Annotated in this window: 23 protein-coding genes; 15 read left to right on the forward strand and 8 right to left on the reverse strand. The window is 69.6% G+C overall.

Annotation, left to right across the window (positions count from 1 at the left end):
- The first annotated feature begins 85 nt into the window (after positions 1-85).
- Positions 86-430: a peptidoglycan-binding domain-containing protein gene (locus ABNF97_RS18955; RefSeq protein ID WP_349339289.1), complete on the forward strand. Its 345-nt coding sequence runs from the start codon at positions 86-88 to the stop codon at positions 428-430.
- 764 nt (positions 431-1,194) lie between these two features.
- Here the strand turns inward: ABNF97_RS18955 and ABNF97_RS18960 are convergent.
- From ABNF97_RS18960 to ABNF97_RS18970, 3 genes are all read right to left on the reverse strand, one after another.
- Complete coding sequence (locus ABNF97_RS18960; RefSeq protein ID WP_349339290.1) at positions 1,195-1,671, reverse strand: hypothetical protein; 477 nt, start codon at positions 1,669-1,671, stop codon at positions 1,195-1,197.
- Between the two features lie 125 nt (positions 1,672-1,796).
- Positions 1,797-1,952 (reverse strand): hypothetical protein, encoded by a 156-nt coding sequence (locus tag ABNF97_RS18965; protein WP_165436722.1) that lies wholly within the window; start codon positions 1,950-1,952, stop codon positions 1,797-1,799.
- A 1,014-nt stretch (positions 1,953-2,966) separates the two neighbouring features.
- Positions 2,967-3,911 carry a C45 family autoproteolytic acyltransferase/hydrolase gene (locus ABNF97_RS18970; protein WP_349339291.1) on the reverse strand — a complete coding sequence of 315 codons (945 nt, stop codon included), beginning with the start codon at positions 3,909-3,911 and terminating at the stop codon, positions 2,967-2,969.
- Between the two features lie 111 nt (positions 3,912-4,022).
- Between ABNF97_RS18970 and ABNF97_RS18975 the strand changes: the two genes are divergently transcribed.
- Positions 4,023-4,166 carry a hypothetical protein gene (locus ABNF97_RS18975; protein ID WP_349339292.1) on the forward strand — a complete coding sequence of 48 codons (144 nt, stop codon included), beginning with the start codon at positions 4,023-4,025 and terminating at the stop codon, positions 4,164-4,166.
- A gap of 94 nt (positions 4,167-4,260) precedes the next feature.
- On the opposite strand, the gene ABNF97_RS18980 is transcribed toward ABNF97_RS18975, so the two are convergent.
- A complete protein-coding gene (locus tag ABNF97_RS18980; protein WP_349339357.1) occupies positions 4,261-4,659 on the reverse strand; it encodes a VOC family protein in 399 nt (132 codons plus the stop codon).
- A gap of 234 nt (positions 4,660-4,893) precedes the next feature.
- Between ABNF97_RS18980 and ABNF97_RS18985 the strand changes: the two genes are divergently transcribed.
- The 3 genes from ABNF97_RS18985 to ABNF97_RS18995 are packed head-to-tail and all read left to right on the forward strand — an operon-like array spanning position 4,894 to position 7,546.
- On the forward strand, positions 4,894-5,412 hold the full coding sequence (locus ABNF97_RS18985) for a SigE family RNA polymerase sigma factor (protein ID WP_349339293.1): 519 nt from the start codon (positions 4,894-4,896) through the stop codon (positions 5,410-5,412).
- A complete protein-coding gene (locus tag ABNF97_RS18990) occupies positions 5,409-6,995 on the forward strand; it encodes a TolB-like translocation protein (RefSeq protein WP_349339294.1) in 1,587 nt (528 codons plus the stop codon). The genes ABNF97_RS18985 and ABNF97_RS18990 overlap by 4 nt, the downstream gene beginning before the upstream one ends.
- Positions 6,983-7,546, forward strand: a complete 564-nt coding sequence (locus ABNF97_RS18995) for a dihydrofolate reductase family protein (RefSeq protein WP_349339295.1) — start codon at positions 6,983-6,985, stop codon at positions 7,544-7,546. The genes ABNF97_RS18990 and ABNF97_RS18995 overlap by 13 nt, the downstream gene beginning before the upstream one ends.
- Before the next feature lie 74 nt (positions 7,547-7,620).
- Here the strand turns inward: ABNF97_RS18995 and ABNF97_RS19000 are convergent, their stop codons facing one another.
- Positions 7,621-8,628, reverse strand: coding sequence for an RNA polymerase subunit sigma-70 (locus ABNF97_RS19000; protein WP_349339296.1), 1,008 nt, complete (start codon positions 8,626-8,628; stop codon positions 7,621-7,623).
- Between the two features lie 194 nt (positions 8,629-8,822).
- Positions 8,823-10,016: an ROK family transcriptional regulator gene (locus tag ABNF97_RS19005; RefSeq protein ID WP_349339297.1), complete on the reverse strand. Its 1,194-nt coding sequence runs from the start codon at positions 10,014-10,016 to the stop codon at positions 8,823-8,825.
- A 406-nt stretch (positions 10,017-10,422) separates the two neighbouring features.
- On the opposite strand from ABNF97_RS19005, the gene ABNF97_RS19010 reads away from it, so the two are divergent.
- The 8 genes from ABNF97_RS19010 (at position 10,423) to ABNF97_RS19045 (ending at position 18,494) form a co-directional block, all read left to right on the forward strand.
- On the forward strand, positions 10,423-11,541 hold the full coding sequence (locus ABNF97_RS19010) for a substrate-binding domain-containing protein (RefSeq protein WP_349339298.1): 1,119 nt from the start codon (positions 10,423-10,425) through the stop codon (positions 11,539-11,541).
- A gap of 124 nt (positions 11,542-11,665) precedes the next feature.
- Positions 11,666-12,658 (forward strand): phosphotriesterase family protein, encoded by a 993-nt coding sequence (locus ABNF97_RS19015; protein WP_130463018.1) that lies wholly within the window; start codon positions 11,666-11,668, stop codon positions 12,656-12,658.
- Entirely contained in the window at positions 12,658-13,686 is a 1,029-nt protein-coding gene (locus ABNF97_RS19020) for an ROK family protein (protein ID WP_349339299.1), read from the forward strand. Before ABNF97_RS19015 ends, ABNF97_RS19020 begins: the two co-directional genes overlap by 1 nt.
- Positions 13,687-14,667 (forward strand): ABC transporter permease, encoded by a 981-nt coding sequence (locus ABNF97_RS19025; protein ID WP_349339300.1) that lies wholly within the window; start codon positions 13,687-13,689, stop codon positions 14,665-14,667.
- An 18-nt stretch (positions 14,668-14,685) separates the two neighbouring features.
- The gene (locus ABNF97_RS19030) at positions 14,686-15,951 is read left to right on the forward strand and encodes an alanine racemase (RefSeq protein WP_349339301.1); all 1,266 of its coding nucleotides are present in this window, start codon (positions 14,686-14,688) and stop codon (positions 15,949-15,951) included.
- Positions 15,948-16,739 (forward strand): ATP-binding cassette domain-containing protein, encoded by a 792-nt coding sequence (locus ABNF97_RS19035; RefSeq protein WP_349339302.1) that lies wholly within the window; start codon positions 15,948-15,950, stop codon positions 16,737-16,739. The genes ABNF97_RS19030 and ABNF97_RS19035 overlap by 4 nt, the downstream gene beginning before the upstream one ends.
- Before the next feature lie 188 nt (positions 16,740-16,927).
- A complete protein-coding gene (locus ABNF97_RS19040) occupies positions 16,928-17,671 on the forward strand; it encodes a methyltransferase domain-containing protein (RefSeq protein WP_349339303.1) in 744 nt (247 codons plus the stop codon).
- Between the two features lie 262 nt (positions 17,672-17,933).
- Entirely contained in the window at positions 17,934-18,494 is a 561-nt protein-coding gene (locus tag ABNF97_RS19045) for a DUF1062 domain-containing protein (protein WP_349339304.1), read from the forward strand.
- A 186-nt stretch (positions 18,495-18,680) separates the two neighbouring features.
- On the opposite strand, the gene ABNF97_RS19050 is transcribed toward ABNF97_RS19045, so the two are convergent.
- Positions 18,681-19,268, reverse strand: a complete 588-nt coding sequence (locus ABNF97_RS19050; protein ID WP_349339305.1) for a TetR/AcrR family transcriptional regulator — start codon at positions 19,266-19,268, stop codon at positions 18,681-18,683.
- Positions 19,269-19,387: 119 nt separating this feature from the next.
- On the opposite strand from ABNF97_RS19050, the gene ABNF97_RS19055 reads away from it, so the two are divergent.
- A complete protein-coding gene (locus tag ABNF97_RS19055; RefSeq protein WP_349339358.1) occupies positions 19,388-20,185 on the forward strand; it encodes a class I SAM-dependent methyltransferase in 798 nt (265 codons plus the stop codon).
- A 57-nt stretch (positions 20,186-20,242) separates the two neighbouring features.
- On the opposite strand, the gene ABNF97_RS19060 is transcribed toward ABNF97_RS19055, so the two are convergent.
- Positions 20,243-20,683 carry a MarR family winged helix-turn-helix transcriptional regulator gene (locus ABNF97_RS19060; RefSeq protein WP_349339306.1) on the reverse strand — a complete coding sequence of 147 codons (441 nt, stop codon included), beginning with the start codon at positions 20,681-20,683 and terminating at the stop codon, positions 20,243-20,245.
- Positions 20,684-20,792: 109 nt separating this feature from the next.
- On the opposite strand from ABNF97_RS19060, the gene ABNF97_RS19065 reads away from it, so the two are divergent.
- Complete coding sequence (locus ABNF97_RS19065) at positions 20,793-21,296, forward strand: MarR family transcriptional regulator (protein WP_130463028.1); 504 nt, start codon at positions 20,793-20,795, stop codon at positions 21,294-21,296.
- Positions 21,297-21,540: the final 244 nt, after the last annotated feature.

Genomic DNA, 21,540 nt, shown 5'->3' on the forward strand with positions numbered 1-21,540 from the left:
CCCTTCACAACGGGAGTGGCATGTCAGTCGCGGCAGAGGAGGGCCTGTGAAGCCAGTAAAGAGACTGTCGGGTGTCCTGATCGGTGTGCTCGCCACGGTCGCCCTGCTCCTCGGGGTGTCCGTGGCGCCCGCCCAGGCGTCGCCGACGGTCGGCAACATCGGGCTGGGTTCGTCCAACACGTCCGGGGTGCGATGCGTCCAGGCCGGCCTGAACTACGTCGGTGGCCAGGGCCTGACTGTCGATGGCCGCTTCGGGCAGGCGACCAAGGGCGCCGTCGAGAACTTCCAGCGCTTCTTCGGCCTGGGCGTCGACGGCATTGTCGGCAAGGCCACCGGCACGGCACTCATCGACATGGTCAACTACAAGGCCGGCTACCCCATGTGGCCGCACGGCGGCGGCTGCTGGTCGGTCATCCCGACCTACGCCTGATCGACGAAGAGGCCGGGGCGTTCGAGGCTGCGGGCATCCGTGAAGGGTGTTGGGGGATCTGTTGTCATCGCAGGTCTCCCGCATCCTTCGCAGAAGTTGATGGCTGGTCGACCGGGTTGGTGCTGGGCAGCGTGCCTGGCTCCTTGGGTTCGCTGGAATCGGCGGTTCGGCTGCTGGATTCCCCGAGCGTGGAGCCGTCGCCGAAGGTCCAGTGGGGGTACTGCCTGATGAGGTGCGCGTTGTGGGTTTCCCAGTCCGCGCCGGTGAGGCGGTTGGGCGGGGTGAGGCGGACATCGCCGTCGTCGTTGACCGAGTAGCCCCAGGAGAACCGGCCAGTGGTGCCACAAGTCGCTCGAATCGGCGAACAGGTCGAACGGGTCCATCTCGAACTCGCGGCCTTGTGAGGCGTTGCCGGGATAGCGGACCAGTTGCACCCATCCCAGCAGCGCCCAGTAGCCATGGCCGGTGGAGTGGACTGTGGCTGTGCAGACGGGAAGGCCGCGATCGCGGGTCGTCTTGCCGAGTGCGGTGGGGTCATCTTGGGTACGCAGGAGACGGATACGCGCCCGCTGGTTTCGCCGTAGCGGAAGTCGATGTCCATGCACAGGGAACGGCTTGCCAGTTCACCAGTCCGCCTCCGGAACTGGCGGGTTGTTTCTTAGATGCGCAACGCCGGCTGACTGCCCAACCGGGTCGCGCAGAAACTGGGGGGCGACCAGCGTGCAGCTTGGTCGCCCCGGCCCGGTCGGTTGACGACCGGCCTATTACGCGTCCACGACGTTCCAGTAGGACCACACCGCTGGCGGCCCGCAGACGGCGCGAAGGCTGTACGCCCCCGGAGCCGGCAGCACCGGGCTGTACCCACGGATCAGCGGGTCGGTGCATTCCAGGTAGATCTGGATCGCACCGGTGTAGACGTAGCAGTAGAAGTCGATGGAGTAGCCCGGCGGGTAGTACCCGTAGTAGCAGTTGAACTGCGAAACGGCGGCGGTCTTGGCGGAGGTGGGCATCTGCGTCATCCGGGACAGGTCGGGCTTGCCCTTCTGGACGGTGAACATCCCCGGGGCCACCGGGTGGCCCTTGCCCACGGCCAGGTCGCCGGCCGGTGCCGGTGCGGGCGCCGGTGCCGCAGAGGCCGGTGTCGCGATGACGGCGCACGCTGCCAACGTGACCAGCGCGGCTACCACCAGCCGCAGTGTTGTTGCGATGCCGGACCTCGATCCGGCGGACGGTCGACTCATGTGGCCAGCTCCTCGGTCGGGTTCCGATGGGGCGACTCCGCCATCGGGAGAATCCGAATATGGCGCCCGGCACTGGACAGAATCTGGAGCGCGACTGGACGACGGGACAGCGAGCCTCCAGACCGTCACTTCCCCCGACCACGCTGGTCGACAAGGTCGAAGTGCGCTGTCCAGTTCATCGGCCGGGTGTCGAGGCGGGACGGCGCGTCGAACAGCGTTGGTGTGATGCCATACCAGCAGTACGGCGCCGGCGAATCGGCGAACAGGTCGAACGGGTCCATCTCGAACTCGCGCCCCGCAGGGTCTTCCTGAAGGAGAACGTGCTGACCGGGCTGGTCTTAACGGCGCTCATCTGGTTGATGATCAGGTGCGGGTTGGCGGTGTTGGGCAGTTGATGGTGGTCGCCGACCTGGGCCAGAGAGTGCACGGCGGTGGCGTTGCCGTGCAGCCGACCGGTCGCCCTGGCCTCGGCGCGGGCCTGGCACCAGCACAGCCGGCAGTACTTCTTGCGCAGCGGCTGCTCACGGCGGCAGCCGCTGCATGGGCCCGTGGCCGCGTGGTGGCACAGGGAACGGCTTGCCAGTTCACCAGCCCGCCTCAGGAACTGGCGGGTTGTTTCTTATCTGTGCCACAGGAACCCGGACTACACCAGCGCAGTTCCTTACGCCAAAGAACTGTCATTATGGTGCATCCCTCGCTGTGGCGCTCCGGCAGCCCACGCCAGTCCACTCGGGGCTATTATCAGATTATCGCGTAATAGTAATTCGATAATCTGGTGCGAGCGCTACCGGGGATGTTGGTAAGAACCGCGACACCAGGGGCCAAAAAGATGATGTAGGCATCTGCCGGTGGACCAGCGTGGCGCTCGACCCAGACGAACTCGGATGGCTGCGCGAAGCCCTCGCGCCCAACGCCGAGGACTCTGCGGACGATGAGAACGAGGAGGATGAGGACCTGGAGCCGTTGCGTTAACTCACCGAGCCGGCCCGGCCGGGCGGCGCGATGTCCGGCCATCTTGGCCGGGCCGATAGCGTCTCTGGCCGTGGATGCGCGAACCGAAGAACTTCGCGAGGCGCAGAGCAATTGTCAAGACCTGTGGATTGGTAACTATGTAGCGAGAGACGCCTCGTCGGGGGTGTATCGGGGGGAGGCGCTCGTCCGACCGGTGGAGCGATGCCGAGCCCCTGCCGGTTCATCGTGTGGCCGTGGCGGGGCGGGCCGAGGGAGGGCCTGTCGGCGGCGGGTGACATCACGTTCTTGCAGGATCTTCATGCAGTAGGGGTCCGGAAAGCCTCTCAGATGGCCCGGCCCAAGGTCACGGTGCGGAATCCGGGTGCGAAGTCACCGAAGGACTGTTGCCAGGACTCGCCGGGCCAGTAGTACGTCACACGGCCCTCGATGGGCTGGTAGCGGGCTGTGTAGAGCGTTCTCGACCCCTGCTCGTCGACGGATCGATAAAGCGGCGGCCTCAGCATCGCCGCCACATCCGCGCCCGCGGCGCGGATGGCTCGCAGCCGCTCCTGCGTCCGCATGGCCCGTTCCTGCTCGTCGGTCACCGGCAGGTGCTGGTGATTGGCGGCGCAGGCGTCCGGTGCCACCGTCGGTGACATATCCGGCCCCACGAACACCGTCACCGCCTGGGTGGGATCGACAAGGGTGAGGTTCTGGGGGACGGCGACCGGTAGAAATCGCAGCCTGTCCACCGCCTCATCGACGGTGTCGCACGTTTCCAGCAGGTAGCGCACGAGGATGAGAATGGCGAAGCCGCGTCCGTAGACGGAACGTCCACCCCAGGTGAGCGAGACCGCGAGACCGGCGTCGTTCATCCCGTCCAGCAAGCCCCACAGCATGTCCTGCATCCCGATCACGGGGCGCAGGAAGCAGGAGGAGACGATGGTCCCTTCGCACTGATCGGGCCGTAGGTCATAGTTGCGCAGCAGAGTGCCGTTCCTGCCGATCTGGGTGCACGCCTGGGAGAACGGCCGCAGTGCGGCGTGTGTGAGGAAGACTTCTGCCTCGGGCCGGTTGAGTTGGCCGGCCAGGCGGTCCAGAACCGGGACCAGGTCCGGCATGTGCGCACGGAACAGCGCCCGAACACGATCCGCGCCCTCCGGAGTCCGGCCCTCCTCGGTCAGCAGACCCTCCATCTCCTGCCACAAACCCCGGGCGTAGCCGGCCCACCGCCCGTCGCCGCCGTCGCCGACCTCGATCGCCTGAAAGGTCTTGTGCTCTTGCCGCACGGCTGCCACTCCCCCTGTGAGAATCGACCGAGGTGAGGGCAACCTAGCCAATTGCGGGGTGAATCACCAGGTGGCCACCATCGGTGACGGCCAGGCGCTGGAACTGTCGGAGTGGAGTTCGACTCGTACTGGTTGTCAACCCGGCAGATGCTGGACTTGGCGGCAGGTGCCGGCGACCAGGTGTTCCAGGGCAGCCGTCCGCCCGAGGACTCGGAGGCATGCCCGCAGGGCTACCTGCTGCTCCGCAAGGCTTGAGCGCTGTCCTGCCGATCGCCCAGGACCGGGCAGGGTCAGGTGGTCACGCAGGCGGGGCCGTTGAGCAGGATGATTCGGCCTCGCCGGTCGGGTGTCATACGGCAGCGCCGAGCAGGTCCCATCGGTTACCGGAGATGTCGAGAAAAACCGCGACCCGGCCGTAGGGTTCGGTACGCGGCGGCCGGACGAACGTGACGCCGGCGTCGGTCATCCGCTGATAGGCGGCGTCGAAGTCGTCAACACGCAGGAAGAACCCGACCCGGCCTGCCGCCTGATTGCCGATCGCGGCACGCTGGTGTTCTCCGTCGGCGCGGGCCAGCAGGATCCCGGTCTGCGCGCCAGGGGGCCGGACGACCACCCACCGCTTGGGTCGTCCGTCGTTGGTCAACGACGGAGAATCCTCGACGAGTTCGAAGCCGAGAGTGTCAGTGAAGAACGCGATCGCCGGGTCGTACTCCTCGACGATCAGCGCTACCAGGTCGATCTGCACCAGGGCAGCGTAGGGGCGGCGCCTAGCCGAGCCGCCGGTATGTCCATCTCCGGCGCGCGCACCGCCTACAGCCACCGCGACGTCGCCCAGTTAGCCGACGCCACCCGCACCAAGCCCCGCGAGTGGCGAGCCCTCGATCCCGAGGACGGGCAGGCAACGGCATGAGCACGGCCTCACGGGCCTGGATTCCGTGTGTTGGCGCCCCTCCAAATGCGATGTCGTGAGCGTGTAGATGATGTGCCCCGTAAACCTCCGGCCGCCGACTCGTTCCGCGACTACGTGTACGCGCGTGGCCCGGCGCTGTCGCGTGCGGCGCTGCTGCTAACCGGCGACCCGCATCTGGCCCAGGACCTGGTCCAGCAGACCCTCATCGGGGTGGCCTCACGGTGGGAGCGGATCCTGGCCGGTGGTGACCCGGACGCCTACGTACGGCAAGCCCTCTACCACCAGCACATCTTGTGGTGGCGGCGGTGGCGGCGGGAGCCGGTACCGGTCGAGCTGCTGCCCGAGCCGGCCGGGTTCGACCCACACGGATCGCTGGTGACCACGATCGTGGTACGCCAGGCACTGGGACGGCTCGCCCCGAAGCAGCGGGCGGTGCTGGTGTTGCGCTACTTCGATGACCTTACCGAGGCGCAGACCGCTGCAGTGCTCGGGATCAGCGTCGGCACCGTCAAGAGCCAGGTCCGCGACGCGCTCGCCCGGCTGCGCGTCGTCGCTGCCGATCTCGTCGACCCGCAGGAGGTACCCCGATGACGACCCGGTTGACGCAGGCGCTGCTCGACGCGGCGGAGGACGCTCCCCCGGTACCGCCCCCGGACACGTTGTGGCGACGCGGACGCCTCCGCCGGCGACGGCGCCGCAGCGGCGCCGTTCTGGCCTGCCTGCTGCTGGTCACGGCCCTGGCCTTGATGCCGGTACGGTCCCGGACCACTCCCGAGAGCAGCCGGACGGACCAGGAGGTGTTGCCCGCATCGGTCGCCGAACCGTACCTGTGGCAGCAGACCCTGGCCGGAAGCCCGAACGGTCCGGTCAAGCTCACCTTCAGCACCGGCCACAGCCTGAACCTGGAAACCGCGCTGGTCCTGATCGGACGCGATGACACATATCGGCTGGACTACCTGTCGCCGGGGGAGGAAGCCGACACCCTCTCCCCGGACGGCCTGTGGCTACTCGGCCAGAACCTACGCGACCTCACCACCGGCGAGACACGAAAACTGGATCGCAAGCTCAGCGGCCGCTGGCCGGCGGTATGGGCTCCCGACAGCCGCACCGCGGTAGGCGACATCGGTGGCGACGGCGGCGTCTCCTACGACTCGCACGGTCAACCGCTCGACATCCCAGACGACGAGATCGTCCTCGTCGACGTCGCCAGCGGCGCCACACACAAAATCGCTACCGCGGTGGACGGGGCGCCATGGCAGGCGGCGTTCTCATCGGACGGCAGCAAACTCGCCTTCCACACCTCCCTGCCGGGCCAGAGCAACGGGTTGACCATCATCGACACCCGCACCATGAACCCGCTGAACACCGTGACCCTCACCGAACGGCAGCGGCTCGCCGGACCGGCCGCGTGGACACCCGACGACTCCCAGATCCTCCTCGCCGCCGGTGAGGTCTGCGCCTGGGCAGAGTACTGCGCCAACCAGACCTGGCACCTCCAACGCCTTAACCTCGCCACCAGCACGATCGCCGACGAGACCGTACGCAGCCGGCCCGGCGATCCCAAAGCGATCGCCTGGCGCGACGGCCAACCCATCGTCCAGCAAGCCCACGGCAACCGTACATGCGACACCATCACACTCACCGAGACAGGCGCCCAGCCCCTGCCCCTCACCGTCGCCGGACGCGGCTGCGCCGACTACGCCCGCGATCTGCTCCAAGCAGCCACCCTCGGCGGCCCCGGCATCACACCCTCACCATGGCAGGCCCAACGGTGGACGTACATACCGGTAGCCGCACTGCTCGCCGGGCTCGCCCTGATCGGCAGGTGGATCAGACGCCGCAGCCGTACCTCGAAACCAGCAGCCGCAGCGACACCCACCCAACCCAGAGCCCGACCTGTCGCCGTAACCACTACCGCGCCGTTGACGCGGGCCCGGGCCGCTCCCGGAGACACTCCCGACATCGTCAGTTCCGCGTGCTGGTCGACTGCAATGGACGCTAGGGTGACGTCGGGATCCGGTGGGTGGTGGTCGAGCCCAGCCGAGTACGCCGTGCCGAGTCCGGAACGCGAGGGCACCTGCGGACGCAGATCGCGCACCGATCAGGTTTCCGCGTCGTACCCGTCTGTACGTGTGAGATCGACTCACGAGAGGCTGGCACGATGCGGAAACTGATCTTCGGCATGAGCCTGAGCCTGGACGGCTACATCGCCGCGCCCGGCGGCGACCTCGGCTGGAGCGTACCGAGCGACGAGCTGTTCCAGTGGTGGTCCGACCGGGTGGGCGCGACCGGCCTGGCGCTGTACGGGCGCAAACTGTGGGAGACGATGAGCTCCCACTGGCCGACCGCCGACCAGCAGCCCGGCGCCACACCGGCGGAGATCGAGTACGCCCGCCGCTGGCGGGACATGCCGAAGGTGCTGTTCTCCTCGACGACCAGCACGGTCGACTGGAACACCCGCCTGGTCACCGGCGACGCGGTCACCGAGATCACCCGGCTCAAGGCCGAAGGCGGCAGCCCGATGGACATCGGCGGCGCCACCCTCGCCGCAGCGGCCATGCGGGCCGGGCTGATCGACGAGTACGTGCTGGTCACCGCACCGGCCTTGCTGGGCGGCGGCACGCCGTTCTTTACCGCCCTGGACAGTTGGGTGAACCTGAACCTGGTGGAGACGCGGACCTTTCCCGGCGGCGTGGTACTGACCCGATACGAGACGAGGCGATGAGCACGGGACAGATGCTCGGGCCATGACGCCGGGTCGACATCCTTTCTGGCGTGCCCACCGCGACCCCGGTCTGATTACAGTGTCGGGGACAGGCCCAGCCATGGTTTGTCGCGGGCGTCGAATCCGGTGAGCTCGGCGACCTTCCCCTCGGCGACGCGCAGGACCGCGATGGCAAACAGCCGGTACTCCGGGTCGTCGGGGGCGCGGAGGTACAGCGCGGCGGCAGGCATCCGGTTGACCGTCGTGGTGATACCGCGCCAGTCGTCGTAGCCACGCTGGAAGAGCCCACTGGAGACCCAGCCGTCCACCGCGTCCTTGGCCGTCATGATCAAGGTGCCCGGCTCGGGCAGCATCGCGAAGCGCAGGTCGTCGCGGAGCAGGGACACCAGCCGGTCGAGGTCGTTGCGCTCATGGGCGTCGATATACGACCTCACCGCGCCGCGCTCGTCATTCGACAGCTCGTGGGTGGCGGGGCTCCGCCAGTCGAGGCGACGGTCGGGCAACTGCTCGCGCATCGTCACACGGGCCCGCTGCACTGCGCTGGTCACCGATGCGACGGTCAGCTCGAGTGCCTCGGCGGCTTTCGACGCCGGCCAGCCGAGGACGTCGCGCAGGATGAACACCGCCCGCTGCCGCGGCGGCAGGTGCTGGACGGCGACGATGAACGCCAGCTCGATCGTCTCCCGCGCCACCACCGATTCCTGCGGGTCCTCGGGGAGCATCCGGTCGGGGTACGGCTGCAGGTACCGCACCTCGGAGCCGGGGTCCGGCAGCCCGGACGGTACGGGTGTGCGGTCGTTGCGCTTCTCCAGGAAGTCGAGGCAGGCGTTCGTCGCGATCCGGTACAGCCAGGTCCGCAGGGCCGCGTGGCCCTTGAACGACTCCCGCTTGTTCCACGCTCGTAGGAGCGTCTCCTGCGTCATGTCCTGGGCGTCCTCGTAGTTCGCGAGCATCCGGTAGCAGTGCACCTGCAGCTCACGCCGGTGGCGCTCGGTGAGGAGCGCGAACCGCGTGCTGTCCCCCGCGCGGACCGCCGCGACGAACGTGGCCTCGTCGGCGCCCAGCCGGCTGGCGTCGGTCATGTCATCAATCCTTCCACCGGTGCGAGAGGGCTAACGAAACTGACGACGTGGCGGAGGATTTCTGATCGGTGAGGCCACTCACACCAGGCCGTTCGCCAGGCCGGATGGGTCGGGTCGATCCAGGGGACGTGCTGCGCGTGGTGCCAGGCGCGGGTACCGCTCCGGCACCACGCGCAGGACGGTACCGCGAGCAACTACGCGCTCACCCTGGTGGGTAGTGCGGACAGGTCGCAGCCGACGACGGCGTCCGAGTGGGGTACGTGGGCGAGGTCGAGTTCGGCGAGCCCGAGTCGCCCGTACGCATGGTGCAGCGCCGCCACCACGGCGCCCAACGCACCGGAGAGGTCCCCAAGCTCCGCGCTGTGCACGGCCACCGCGGCAACGGGCACGATCTCCCGCAACCGGCCGCCCAGCCGGCCGAGGCCGGGCTTGAGCGCATGGGAGATGCCACCACCGAGGACGATCACCTCGGGCTCGTAGGCGACCACCGCGGCGGTGAGGATGACCAGCAGCGCCTGCTCGACGTACTGCTTGACCGGCACCAGGCGGGAGTCGGTGGAGTGGAACACATCGGCCGGGTTGTCGAACGGTAGGCCGAGGTCGCGTGCCCGGGCAAGGATGCCGGGCCCGCTGATGATCTGTTCGAGCGAGGCTCCGAGCGGGCCGGCCGGCAGGTGCCCGAACTCGCCGACCAGACCGCTGCGGCCGCGGAACAGTCGCCGGTCGATGGCGACGCCAGCACCGAGGCCGGCCCCGATGGTGAACATCACCGCGGTCTGCGCGTCGCGGGCGGCGCCGAAGCGCAGCTCGCCGAGGAGCGCGTAGTTGGAGTCGTTGTCCACCACGAGTCCGGTTGCCAGCCGCCGTTCCAGCAGCCGGAGGAACTCCGGATCCTCCACCTGGGGAAGGTTCGGCGCGTTGGACACCGCGCGATCGTGCTGGCGGACGGCGCCCGGCAGCCCCACCGCCACGCAGTCGAGCCGGTCCCGGTTGTCGCCGACGGTCTGCAGGACCAGGTCGGCGAGCCAGTTGGCCAGCCGGGGGGCGTCGTAGTCGGTCGGAGCGGGGACGGTCCGGCTCACCAGCGGCGTGGCGGCGAGGTCGGCCACGACCAGCCGGACGTTGGACCCGCCGACGTCAACCCCGCAGACCACGCCGCGTCCGGCGGCGATCGCCACCCGGGTCGCCCGCCGACCCCGGGCGGTGGTCGGAGCGCCGTCGGTCTCGATCAGCAGCCCCTCGTCGAGCAGTTGTTCGACGATGCGCGAGACGGTGGCGGGGGAAAGGTCGGTCTGCTGGCCGATGGCCGTGCGGGTCACCGGGCCGTGCGTCAGGACGTGGGCCAGTACGGTCGACCGGTTTGCGAGCCGGGGTGCTCGGGCTTCCACGTCCACCTCTCCACCGATTTATTTTCCGCCCGAATGCTAAGACCCGCCCCGCGGAAGAGCAACACCGCGGTTCCGCGCCGGCTCGGCAAGCAGAGTTACCAAGCGTGGCGCTCCGGTCAGCTGATCGTGCGCACGCTGACCCTGCGCTGCCTACAGACCAGCGGAACAGGGGTCTTTGGTTGGCCAATCGAGTGGTCTGCGTCTCCGGCCGCCCCCTTGACGGAGTGTGATGAACGCGATAATACTTTCAGTCTGAACGGAAATAGAGGTCACCGGCCCCCACCGGTAGGCACCGGAGCCCGGGGTAACGGCACGCGTCTGCCACACGTGCCGCGCCGGTCGCGTCGGAACCCCGTGTCCGTCCGGAGCCACCGGGTCCGGATCCGTTGCTGTGGAGGGAAGGGCAATGAATCTCAGCCGTAGACGTGGGGCCGCCCTGAGCGCGCTCTGCGCCCTGGCACTCATGATCGGTGCCTGTGCTAACGAGACATCCGGTGACGACGGCGGCGCGTCGAGCGGCCCTCGTACCGAACCGAGCCTGTCGTTCGTCGGCCCCGGCGGGGAGACCCCGACCGCCGCCGACCAGCTCTCGCTGACCCCCGAGGAGCAGCAGAAGGTCAAGGACGGCAACTACTCGGCCGCCTTCGTCTGGCACGAGGGTTCCGCGCTGACCAAGGCGGTGGAGTCCGGGGTTCGCCAGGAGTTCGACAAGCTCGGCATCAGGGTACTGGCCAGCACCAGCGCCGAGTTCGACGCGGCCCGGCAGGCCAACAACGTGCAGACCGTACTGGCGCTCAAGCCCGACCTGATCGTCACCATCGCGGTCGACCCCACCGCGGCGGCCACGGCCTTCAAGCCCGCCGTGGACGCCGGCGTGAAGCTGGTCGTGATGACCACCCCGCCGAAGGACTACAGGTCCGGGGAGCAGATCGTCGGAATCGTCACCGCCGACCTGACCGCGTTCGGCAAGGCCAACGCAGAGATGCTCGGCAAGGCACTCGGCGGCAAGGGCAAGGTCGGCTACGTCTACCACGACGCCGACTTCTGGTTCACCAACCAGCGAGACAAGGCGTTCAAGGACTGGCTGGGCTACCTCTACCCGGACATCGAGATCGTCGAGGAGACCGGCTTTTCCGACCCGGCCCGGACCGAGGACATCGCCACCGCGATGCTCACCCGCCACGCCGACCTGAACGGCGTCTACGTCGCCTGGGCCACCGCCGCCGAGGGCGTGCTCGCCGCGACCCGGCAGCAGGGGCGTACCGACGTCAAGATCGTCACCAATGACCTGGAGGCGAACCTCGCCGCCGACATGGTCAAGGGCGGCAACATCGCCGGCATCGTCGCCAACGGCTCCACCCGGCTCGGCCAGAACCTGGGCATCGTCGCCGCCTACGGACTGCTCGGCAAGGAGGCTCCGGAGATGGTCGTCGGGTCGCCGATGGCCGCCACCAAGGAGAACATCGCCGAGGCCTGGCGCGACGACTACGGCCAGGAGCCGCCGGCCGAGGTGCTCGGCAACTGACAGCCGCAAACCCGGGGTCCGGGGTCTTCCGGGGGGAGGACCGCGGACCCCGTCCGGGTCGCGTCACCCAGCCCTCGGCCGGGTGACGCGACCGAGGGCGAAGCGATGGGCAAGGAGAAGCCAGATGGGGTACGTCCAGACAGTCCTCGGGCCAGTGGCCCCGGAGTCGCTCGGCCGGGTGCTGAGTCACGAGCACCTCGGCGCGTTGGTGCCCGGGCCGTGGCTGTCCGGCGGTGCCGGTGACCACCGCGCGGACCTCGCCGTCGACGCGGTACGGGGCCTGCCGGAACTGGGCTTCGGCACGATCGTGGACCTGTCCCCGTACGAGGTGGTGGGTCACGATGTGACCCTGCTCCGCGAGGTGGCCCAGCGTACCGGGCTGCACATCGTCGCCGGGTCCGCGGTCTACCTGGAGCCGTACTCGCCGCGCTGGGCGCTGGACGCGAGCGTGGACGAGATGCGGGAGCGGTTCGTCGCCGACGCCACGGTCGGGGTCGGTGACACCGGTGTCAAGGTCGGCATCTTCGGGGAACAGGCCACCGGGCTGAACGAGATCACCCCGCACGAGGAGAAGTGCCTGCGAGCCGTCGCCCGCGCCCACGTCGCCACCGGGCTGTCGGTCAACACCCACACCACGCACGGCACGATGGCGCTGGAGCAGGTCGAGATCCTGCGCGAGGAGAACGCCGACCTCTCCCGGGTCGTCATCGGTCACCTCGACATCAACCCCGACCCGGACTACCTGCGGACGGTGTTGGCGACCGGCGTCAACATCGCCTTCGACACGCTCGGCAAGGAGATCTGGGACTTCGTACTCGCCCCGCTGCCCGCGAACCTGCCGGAGGGCGAGTTCGGCAAGCGGGCGTACCACCGGCCGGACCGCGCCCGGCTGGACGTGCTCGCCGGGCTGGTCCGGGACGGGTACGCCGACCGGATCCTGCTCTCGATGGACCTGACCGGCGCCGAGGCGTACCTGAACCCGGGCACGCACGGCCGCCTCGGCTATTCGTACCTGGGCCGGGAGATCGTGCCCGGTCTCGCCCGGCTCGGCGTGCCGCCGGAGGCGCTCGACCAGATGCTGGTGGCCAACCCGGCCCGACTCCTGACGGTCGGCTGATGGCCGGGCATCCTCGCTCGCCAGCCGGTCCGACCGAGTACGTCGCCGCGGTGGACCTCGGCGGCACCAAGCTCCGGGCCGCGCTCGCGGACCTCGCCGGTCACATCGTCGCCGAGGACGTGCTGGCCACCGATCCCCGGGGCGGGACGGCGGTCGCCGCACAGATCGACGCCCTGCTGCGCGAACTGGCCGTTCGGGGCGGCGTCGACTGGTCCGACGTCCGGGTCAGCGCGATCGGTCTGCCCGGCGCCCCGCACCCGGCGACCGGCACGGTCGAACTCTCCCCGAACGTTTCCGAACTCGGCGGCCTCGACATCCGGGCCGAGCTGGTCCACCGGTTGGGACACCCGGTGGTGCTGGACAACGACGTCAACATGGCGGCCGCCGGGGAGCGGTGGCTGGGCAGCGGACGTACCCACCGGCACTTCGTCTTCGTGGCGGTCGGCACCGGGATCGGCATGGGCATCGTGCTGGACGGGGAACTGGTCCGCGGCGCTCGGGGCGCGGCCGGCGAGATCTCCTACCTGCCGCTGGGCACCGATCCGTTCGATCCGGCGAACCAGATTCGCGGCGCGCTGGAGGAGGCGGTGGCCGGCGCTGCCCTCGCCCGCCGGTACCGCACGGCGAGCGGTGAGCCGGCCAGCGTCCCCGATGTCTTCGACCGGGCTGCGGCCGGCGATCAGGACGCCCGGGTGGCGATCGACGAGGAGGCCCGGTTCATCGCCCTCGGCGTCGCTGCGGTCACTGCCGTCCTCGACCCGGAGGCGGTGATCCTCGGTGGGGGCATCGGCTCCCGGATCGAGCTGGTCGAACCGGTCCGGCGCTGGGTTGCCGCGTTGAGCGCGAACGCACCGGTGATCAAGACCAGCCGGCTCGGCGACCGGGCCGGCCTGCTCGGCGCCGTCGCGGTCGCCCGCCAGGAGGCCGGGATCGATCCCGATCTACTGCCTCAGCTCGATTCGGTGCCGCGGCCCGTCGCGACCGAGCCTGACCGGAGCACCTCGTTCGAATCAGCGGAGGGACGTTAGATGACCCAGACCGATGCGGCGGTGCAGGCCAGGAGCCGGCCGACCTGGCGCCGAGTCAACTGGCGCGACTACGTGGTCTACATCGGTTTCGCCGTCGTGTTCCTGTTCTTCGCCGTCACCCAGGGCAGCAACGGCTTCCTGACCACCAGCAACCTGACCAACATCATCATCCAGACCGCGCCGATCACCGTCATGGCGGTCGGGCTGGTCTTCGTACTGGCCGCCGGTGAGATCGACCTGTCGATCGGCTCGGTCGTCGCGCTCTCCGCGCTGGTCGGCGCGGTCACGTTGCGGGAGACCGACAACATGCTGCTCGGTGCGGCCGCGGGGCTCGCCGCCGGGGCGGCGGTCGGCCTGGTCAACGGGGTCTTCGTCACCCTCGTCCGGCTGCCCTCCTTCCTGGTCACCCTCGCCACCATGGGGGCGGTAGCCGGGCTGGCCCGCGAGGTCACCGGCCTCCAGTCGGTACCGGTCGGCAACGAGGCGTTCCTCGCCCTCTTCGGCCAGGGTGAGATCTTCGGCATCCCCGGCCTGGTGCTCTGGTCGGCGGCGGCCGTGGTGGTCGGCTACTTCGTGCTGCGGCAGACCCGGTACGGGGCGCACACCCTCGCGGTCGGCGACAACGTGGCCGCAGCCCGGGTCAACGGCATCAAGGTGGTCCGCGTCAAGATCATGGTGCTGATGGGCAGCGCGATGTGTGCCGCCCTCGCCGGTCTGCTGTACGCCGGCCGCCTACAGGGCGCCCGGTACACCCTGGGCGAGGCCGACCTGATGTCCGTGATCGCCGCCGTGATCGTCGGCGGGACCAGCCTGTTCGGCGGTAAGGGCTCCATCGTCGGGGCGCTGCTGGGCAGCCTGCTCATGGGCATGCTCAACAACGGCCTGATCCTGGCCGGGCTCTCCGTGTCCCAGCAGATGATGGCGCGCGGCGCGATCATCCTCGTGGCCGTCTCCCTCTCGCTGCGCGAGAAGCGCGGCTGACCAGGAAGGAAGCAAGGCATGTTTCTGGATCTGCTGCGCCGACGCAACCCGGGCCTGCTGGCCGCCGCCGCGTCCCTGCACCACAGTGGCGACCTGCCAGCCAACTGCTACGCGTTGGACCTGGACACGGTCGCGGTCAACGCCGCCGCGATCCGGGGCGAGGCCGACCGCCTCGGGCTGTCCACCTATGCGATGACCAAACAGGTCGGGCGCAATCCCGACTTCTGCCGGACGATCCGCGACGCCGGCATCACCGAGGCGGTCGGCGTCGACCTGCGGTGCGCGCTCGCCGACCGGCGCGGCGGGCTCGACATCGGCCACCTCGGCCATCTGGTGCAGATTCCCCGGCACGAGGCGGCCACCGCCGCCGCGCTCGCCCCGAGGTACTGGACCGTCTTCGACGACACCAAGGCCGGCGAGGCGGCGGCCGCGAGCGCCGCGAGCGGCCGGGAGCAGGCACTGCTCGCCCGGGTCATGGCCCCCGGCGACCGCTTCTACCGGGGTCACGAGGGCGGCTATCCAGCCGACGAGATCGTCGCGGTGGCGGACCGGCTCGACGCCCTCCCCGGGGCGCGGTTCGCGGGCGTCACCAGCTTCCCGACCCAGCTGTTCGACCCGGCTGTCGGCCGGGTCGTTGCGACCCCCAACCTCGACACCCTGCGGACCGCCGCCGCGGCGCTGCGGGCCGCCGGCCGGTCGCACGTGGAGATCAACGCTCCGGGTACGACCTCCACCGCGGTCCTGGCCATGCTCGCCGAGGCCGGCGCCACGCAGGTCGAGCCCGGGCACGGACTGACCGGCACGACGCCCTGGCACGCGGTCGCCGACCTGGTCGAGGAGCCGGCCGTGCTGTACGTCAGCGAGGTGTCCCACCTGTGGGACGGTCAGGCCTACGTCTTCGGCGGCGGACTCTACGTCGACCCCGTGCTCGGGCTCGGCGGCACCCGCGCCCTGATCGTGCCCCAGGGCGGCGGTCTCGACGACGCCCACCTGGTCGAGGTGGAAATGCCCGCACCGGAGGCGATCGACTACTACGCGATGGCCGACGTCGGTGCGGTACCGACCGTCGCGCCCGGCGACACGGTCCTGTTCGGGTTCCGGCCGCAGGCGTTCGTCACCCGGGCACTGACCGCGGGCCTGACCGGCGTCCGGTCCGGCACCCCGGCCGTGCCCGGGGTCTACGCCGCCGACGGCTCCACGCCGATCCGGCTCGACAGCACCGATCCGCGGGGCGGCACCGATGCGCGTGCCCGCGCGACTGGCAGTACGGGAGGAGCATCATGAGCACGGCAACCCGGAACGCCGTTCCCCCGGCCGGGACGAGCGCCCCGCCGTTGCAGCTACGCGACATCCGCAAACAGTTCGGTGGGGTCGTCGCGATCGAGCGCTTCGACCTGGACCTGGTCGCCGGGCAGATCACCGCCCTCGTCGGCGACAACGGCGCCGGCAAGTCCACCCTCGTAAAGATCATCTCCGGGGTGTACCAGCCGACCGAGGGCGACCTGCGGATGCACGGCCGGCCGGTGGCGTTCCGGGATGCCTCCGACGCCCGGCGCCAGGGTGTCGAGGTGGTCTACCAGGACCTGGCCCTGGCCGACTCGCAGCCGGTGTACATGAACATGTTCCTCGGCCGTGAACTGACTCGCGGTCCGCTGCGACTGCTCGACCGGCGCCGGATGGCGCGGGAGACCCAGGAGTTGGTGGACGCCCTGGACGTGCGCATTCCCAGTGCGAAGGCGACGATCCGGGATCTCTCCGGCGGACAGCGGCAGGCGGTGGCGATCTGCCGTGCCACCCACTGGGCGAGTGGCCTGGTGCTGATGGACGAGCCGACCGCCGCGCTGGGCGTGGCCGAGACCGCCAAGGTGGAGGAGCTGATCATGAGGCTGCGTGACCGGGGCGCCGCCGTGCTGGTCGTCAGTCACAACCTCGACCAGGTCTTCCGGATCGCCGACCGGGTGGTCGTGTTGCGTCGGGGGCGCCAGGTCGGCGTCCGGGACATCGAGGAGACCAGCCGCAACGAGATCGTCTCGATGATCACCGGCGCGTCTGCGGAGGACGAGCGGCCCTGAGCCGATCCGGGGCGCAATCCCGGCCCCCGCCTCGCCCCTTTCGGGGCGCTGGCGCGGCCGGCCCGGCCTCCCGGTGCGGCGGGTGACGGCGGAGATTTCGGCCAACGCCCGATCCACCGCGCTGCGGCTAACTCGATGGACAGCAGCCGCACCGGCCGCGATCGTTGGTCACACCGCCAGGAGGTGACATGCGCCACGACGACATCTGGGACGCCGACGCCGCCCGCCGCTACGACACCCCGGGCAGCGGGATGTTCGCGCCCGAGGTTCTCGGACCCACCGTGGACCGCCTTGCCGAGCTTGCCGGAACCGGACCGGTGCTGGAGTTCGCCATCGGCACCGGGCGGGTGGCCGTCCCGCTCACCGCGCATGACGTACCGGTCAGCGGGATCGAACTGTCCCGCCCGATGGTCGACCAGCTACGTACCAAGGCCGACGAGACGACGATCCCGGTCGTCGTCGGCGACATGGCCACCGCCACCATCGACGGTCAGTACACCCTGGTCTACCTCGTCTACAACGGGATCTCCAACCTGCTGACCCAGGCCGAGCAGGTCGCGTGCTTCCGCAACGCCGCCCGTCACCTGTTGCCCGGCGGTTGCTTCGTCATCGAGCTCTGGGTGCCTGAGCTGCGCAAACTCCCGCTCGGCCAGGAGGCGGTGGTTTTCGGGGCCAGGACCGGCTACATCGGTCTGGACACCTACGACGTCCTGCGGCAGCAGGTGGTCTCCCACCACTTCCGGTTCGGCGACGGTCGGGACGCGCGGCTGTTCCGCAGCCCGCACCGCTACATCTGGCCGGCCGAACTGGATCTGATGGCACAGCTGGCCGGCTTCGAGCTGGAGTCCCGGCACGCGGACTGGATCGGTTCGGAGTTCACCGCCGAGTCCCGATCCCACGTCTCCGTCTACCGCCTCCCAGCCGCCGGCTGAGGCGCAGCTCAACCCGGGGTCGGAAACCGGTTGAGCCCACCTGGCACGGTCCCATAGGTTGCCTACGCCCGTCATCGTGAGGACAGAGGAAAAGACCGCGTGACCCCGCCCGCTCTCCAGACCTGACACCTTCCACCGCCCACCTGTAGCCGACGACTCCCGTCGGTTCTGCCGGGCCGCCCACGGGCGCCCGGTCATACGGCGCTTGAGGCCGCGCGCATTCGGCCTCGTGTCAGGTCCAAAGAGATCAGGTCTAGAGCTCATGTCTTCACCACCTCATATCGTGCTGCCCTGGGTCGTTCGGCGGACCAGGCTGCCGCTGCTGTCGCTGCGGTGCGTGAACTGTCGGTCAGAATCGGCCACCACCGGCGAGGGCAGGTTCCGCGTCAACGCCAACAGCAAGCTGCTGGACGTGTGGCTGCTGGTCCGCTGCGTGGCCTGCGATCGGACACGCAAGCTCACCGTGCACGAGCGAACGCCGGTCAGCTCGTTCGATCCAGCCGAGCTTCGTGGCTACCGCGTCAACGATCCCGAACTGGTGGCGTCCTGGCTATTGGATCCGCTGCTGGCCAGGCGCAACCGCTTCACCCTGGACTGGACCGGGGCCTGGCGGCTGGACACCCCGTCGGCCTGGCTCGACGCGGCATGGCCGGTCCAGGTGCAGGTCGTCTTCGAGGATCCGGTACCGGTACGCCCGGAGCGGCTCATCGCGCAGGGGCTCGGCCTCAGTAGGAACCAGGTACTGCGCCGGGTCAAGTGCGACATCACGCTGCGCCGCTCGACGAGTACCGGATTCACCTTCACCGTGATGGCCGGGGACTAGCCAGGGAGGTGCCGGGCGGGGCGACGCTGCCCGCCCGGCCGGGACCGCGACAGTCCGCGCGCGCTCACCCCGGGGACCGGCGGTCGGTCGACAGGCCGGTCGCCGATTCACTGATCGGAATCGCGGCTCTCCAGGTAGAGACGCCTCCGGTAGATCCACAGACCCAGCCTGTTGGGAGGAGCGCGGTTAGGGCAGGGCGCTGGCCAGGATGGTGGTCACCACGTTGCGGACGGCAGAAGGCTGCGGTGGGCTACCGTCCTGTTCGGTGGATAGCAACTGTGCGGTGCCGATCAGGGTGGGTGCGAGCGCGGCGATGTCGGCGTCGGGCGCGATCCGGCCGTGGTCGCGTTCGGCGGTCAGGTAGCCGGCGATCATGGCCGTGCCCTCGCCGACGAGTGGGAGCCGGGTGGTGCCGGCGGCACGCAGCCGTGTGCGTAGCTCGTCGCGGGCGATCACGAGGACCACGATCGCCACGGTGACCGGCTCGAAGAAGGTCATCAGGGCTCGGGTCAGGTTGTCGGCGACGGTGCCTGTTCCGGCCGCGTCTCGCAGGGCGGTGGCCTGAGCCTCGATCAGGGCGATGCGGTCCAGCACCAGTTCGGTGAGGAAGGCGTCGAAGTCGGCGAAGTGGCGATGCAGGACGCCCTTGGCGACACCCGCCTCCGTGGTGACCGCCCGGCTGGTCAGGCCGGTGACGCCGTCCCGGACCAGCACCCGCACGGCGGCCTCGAAGAGTTGCTGACGTGGGTCTCGCAGGGCTATGCCGGTCGGCAACGGGCGTCCCTTCCCTGGCTGAACGAGCAGGATTGCTCTAGTGGGCACACGCCCACTAGAGTGGGCGCATGGTCACTATATCGCCCTCCCCCGTGCCGGAACCGCACCGGCACCGTCGCATGGCGGAGTCGTTCGGGATAGACCCGGAACGGTACGACCGGAACCGGCCCCCGTACCCCGACGCCATGATCGAGCGAATCGTGGCCGCGAGTCCCGGCTCCGACTTCCTCGACGTCGGCTGCGGCACCGGCATCGAAGCCCGCCAGTTCCTGGCCGCCGGCTGCTCGGTGCTTGGTGTCGAGACCGATCCGCGGATGGCCGACTTCGCGCGGGGAACCGGCCTGCGGGTGGAGGTGGCGACGTTCGAGGCGTGGGAGCCGGCTGGACGCACCTTCGACGCGGTCGTCTCCGGCACGGCCTGGCACTGGGTCGACCCGGTCGCCGGCGCGTCGAAGGCCGCGGCGGTGCTGCGTCCGGGTGGCGTGCTGGCGCCGTTCGGGCACGTGTACCAGCTGCCGCCCACCGTGGCGGACGCCCTCGCCGCGGCGTACCGCCGGGTGGCCCCCGACTCGCCGATCAACCTCGCCGACCGGTCCGTGGGCTCGATCCTGGACGGCTACCGGGCGCTGTACGCCAGGGCCGCGGACGGGATCCGCGAGGCAGGCGGGTTCGACGAGCCCGAGCTGTGGCGGTACGACTGGGAGCGCTCGTACACCCGCGACGAACTGCTGGGCCTGATACCCACCTCGGGCGGCCTCACCAGTCTGCCGCCGGACTGGGTGGCAGAGGTACTGGCGGCCGCGAGCGCCGCGGTCGACCGGCTGGGCGGCACCGTCACGCTGCCCTACGCCACCTGGGGTCTCACCGCGATCCGGACCGACAACCAACCGGCCGGAGAGCAACGACCGAGACCGTGACGATCGACGGAACCAGACTCCTGCCCGGCCGTATGGGTTCCGTCGCGCGACGCGTGGTCAGGGGCCGGCCAGTGCCGCGTTTGCCCTGTCCAGGACGACGCCCAGGACGCGGCCTGCGGTGGCCAGGTCCTCGGCCGGCAGATCGCCCCAGAGTCTCTGGGTGATCGGGCCGATCGCGGTGCGGACCTGCGTCCAGCGTGCCTGCCCCTCGTCGGTGACCTGGACGCGGCCGTCGCCGTTGTCGCGCAGGAGCCCTGCGGCGGTCAGTTCGGTGATGCGTTCGGCCACCGCCGCGTGACTGAACTGGGTGGCACCGCCGACCCGGCGGATGAGCTCGGCCCGGTCGGTGGGCCGGTCGCTGGCCACGGTCATTGTCAGGGTCACCCACTGGGGTTCGGTGACGCCGGTCCCGGCGAGCTGCCGGTCCAGGATCGCGTTGAGGGCCTTCTCCGTCTGGCCGATGAGTGCGGTGCCGAAGACCTGGGCTGTGGTCGTCATGATGACCTCCGATTCGTTTACGGACCTAACGTTTATCGTCCTAACGTTTACCGCTGGAACGAAACGTACATCGTTAGTCTGACTAACGCAACCGGCTATGATCAGCGTCATGACCAGCAGAGCCGAGGGCGCGGACATGCCTGACGAAGGCGGCATCACGACACCGGAAAGGCTGCGCCGACGCGCCAGTCGCCTGCTGGCACATCTGTCCGCGCAGTCGGACCGGCTGATGACCCAGGGACTGGCCGCAGTCGACTCCCGCAGGTGGCACTACGCCGTGCTGGCCTCCCTGCAGGAGTACGGCCCGGGCAGCCAGGCGGCACTGAGCCGACGCACCGGCATCTACCGCAGCGACATGGTCGGCGTCCTCAACGAACTGGCGGAACGCGGCCTCGTCGAACGGGCACCGGATCCCGACGACCGCCGCCGCAACGTCATCACGATCACCGCCCAGGGGCGTCGGCAGCTGCGCCGCCTCGACCAGGTTCTGGACGACCTCCACGAGGAACTGCTTGCCCCACTGCTCCCCGCCGAACGCGACCAGTTCGTGCAACTGCTCACCCGCCTCCTGGATCACCACACCCGGCAGACACCCTGGCCGCCGGTCCCCTGACCGCGCAGCACGCGGTGGGCGGCGACCGCCCAGGTCCGGCCGGGCCCGCCGATGTGGGGTCGGCCGCCGTCAACGGATTTCCGGGGGCTCGACGGGGTCCGTCGCCTCCTGATCCCGACGGATCAGTGAGATCCCCAGGCCGCCCGTTTCACGCTGCCCAACCAGGCGTAAGAGAACAAGCAACACCAGAACGTGCCGCGAACGGGTCCCTCCCAGACCGGGATACTCGGAGCGAACACCGACT

It is taken from the genome of Plantactinospora sp. B6F1 (assembly GCF_040120695.1).
In the GTDB taxonomy this organism is placed as follows: Bacteria; Actinomycetota; Actinomycetes; order Mycobacteriales; family Micromonosporaceae; genus Plantactinospora.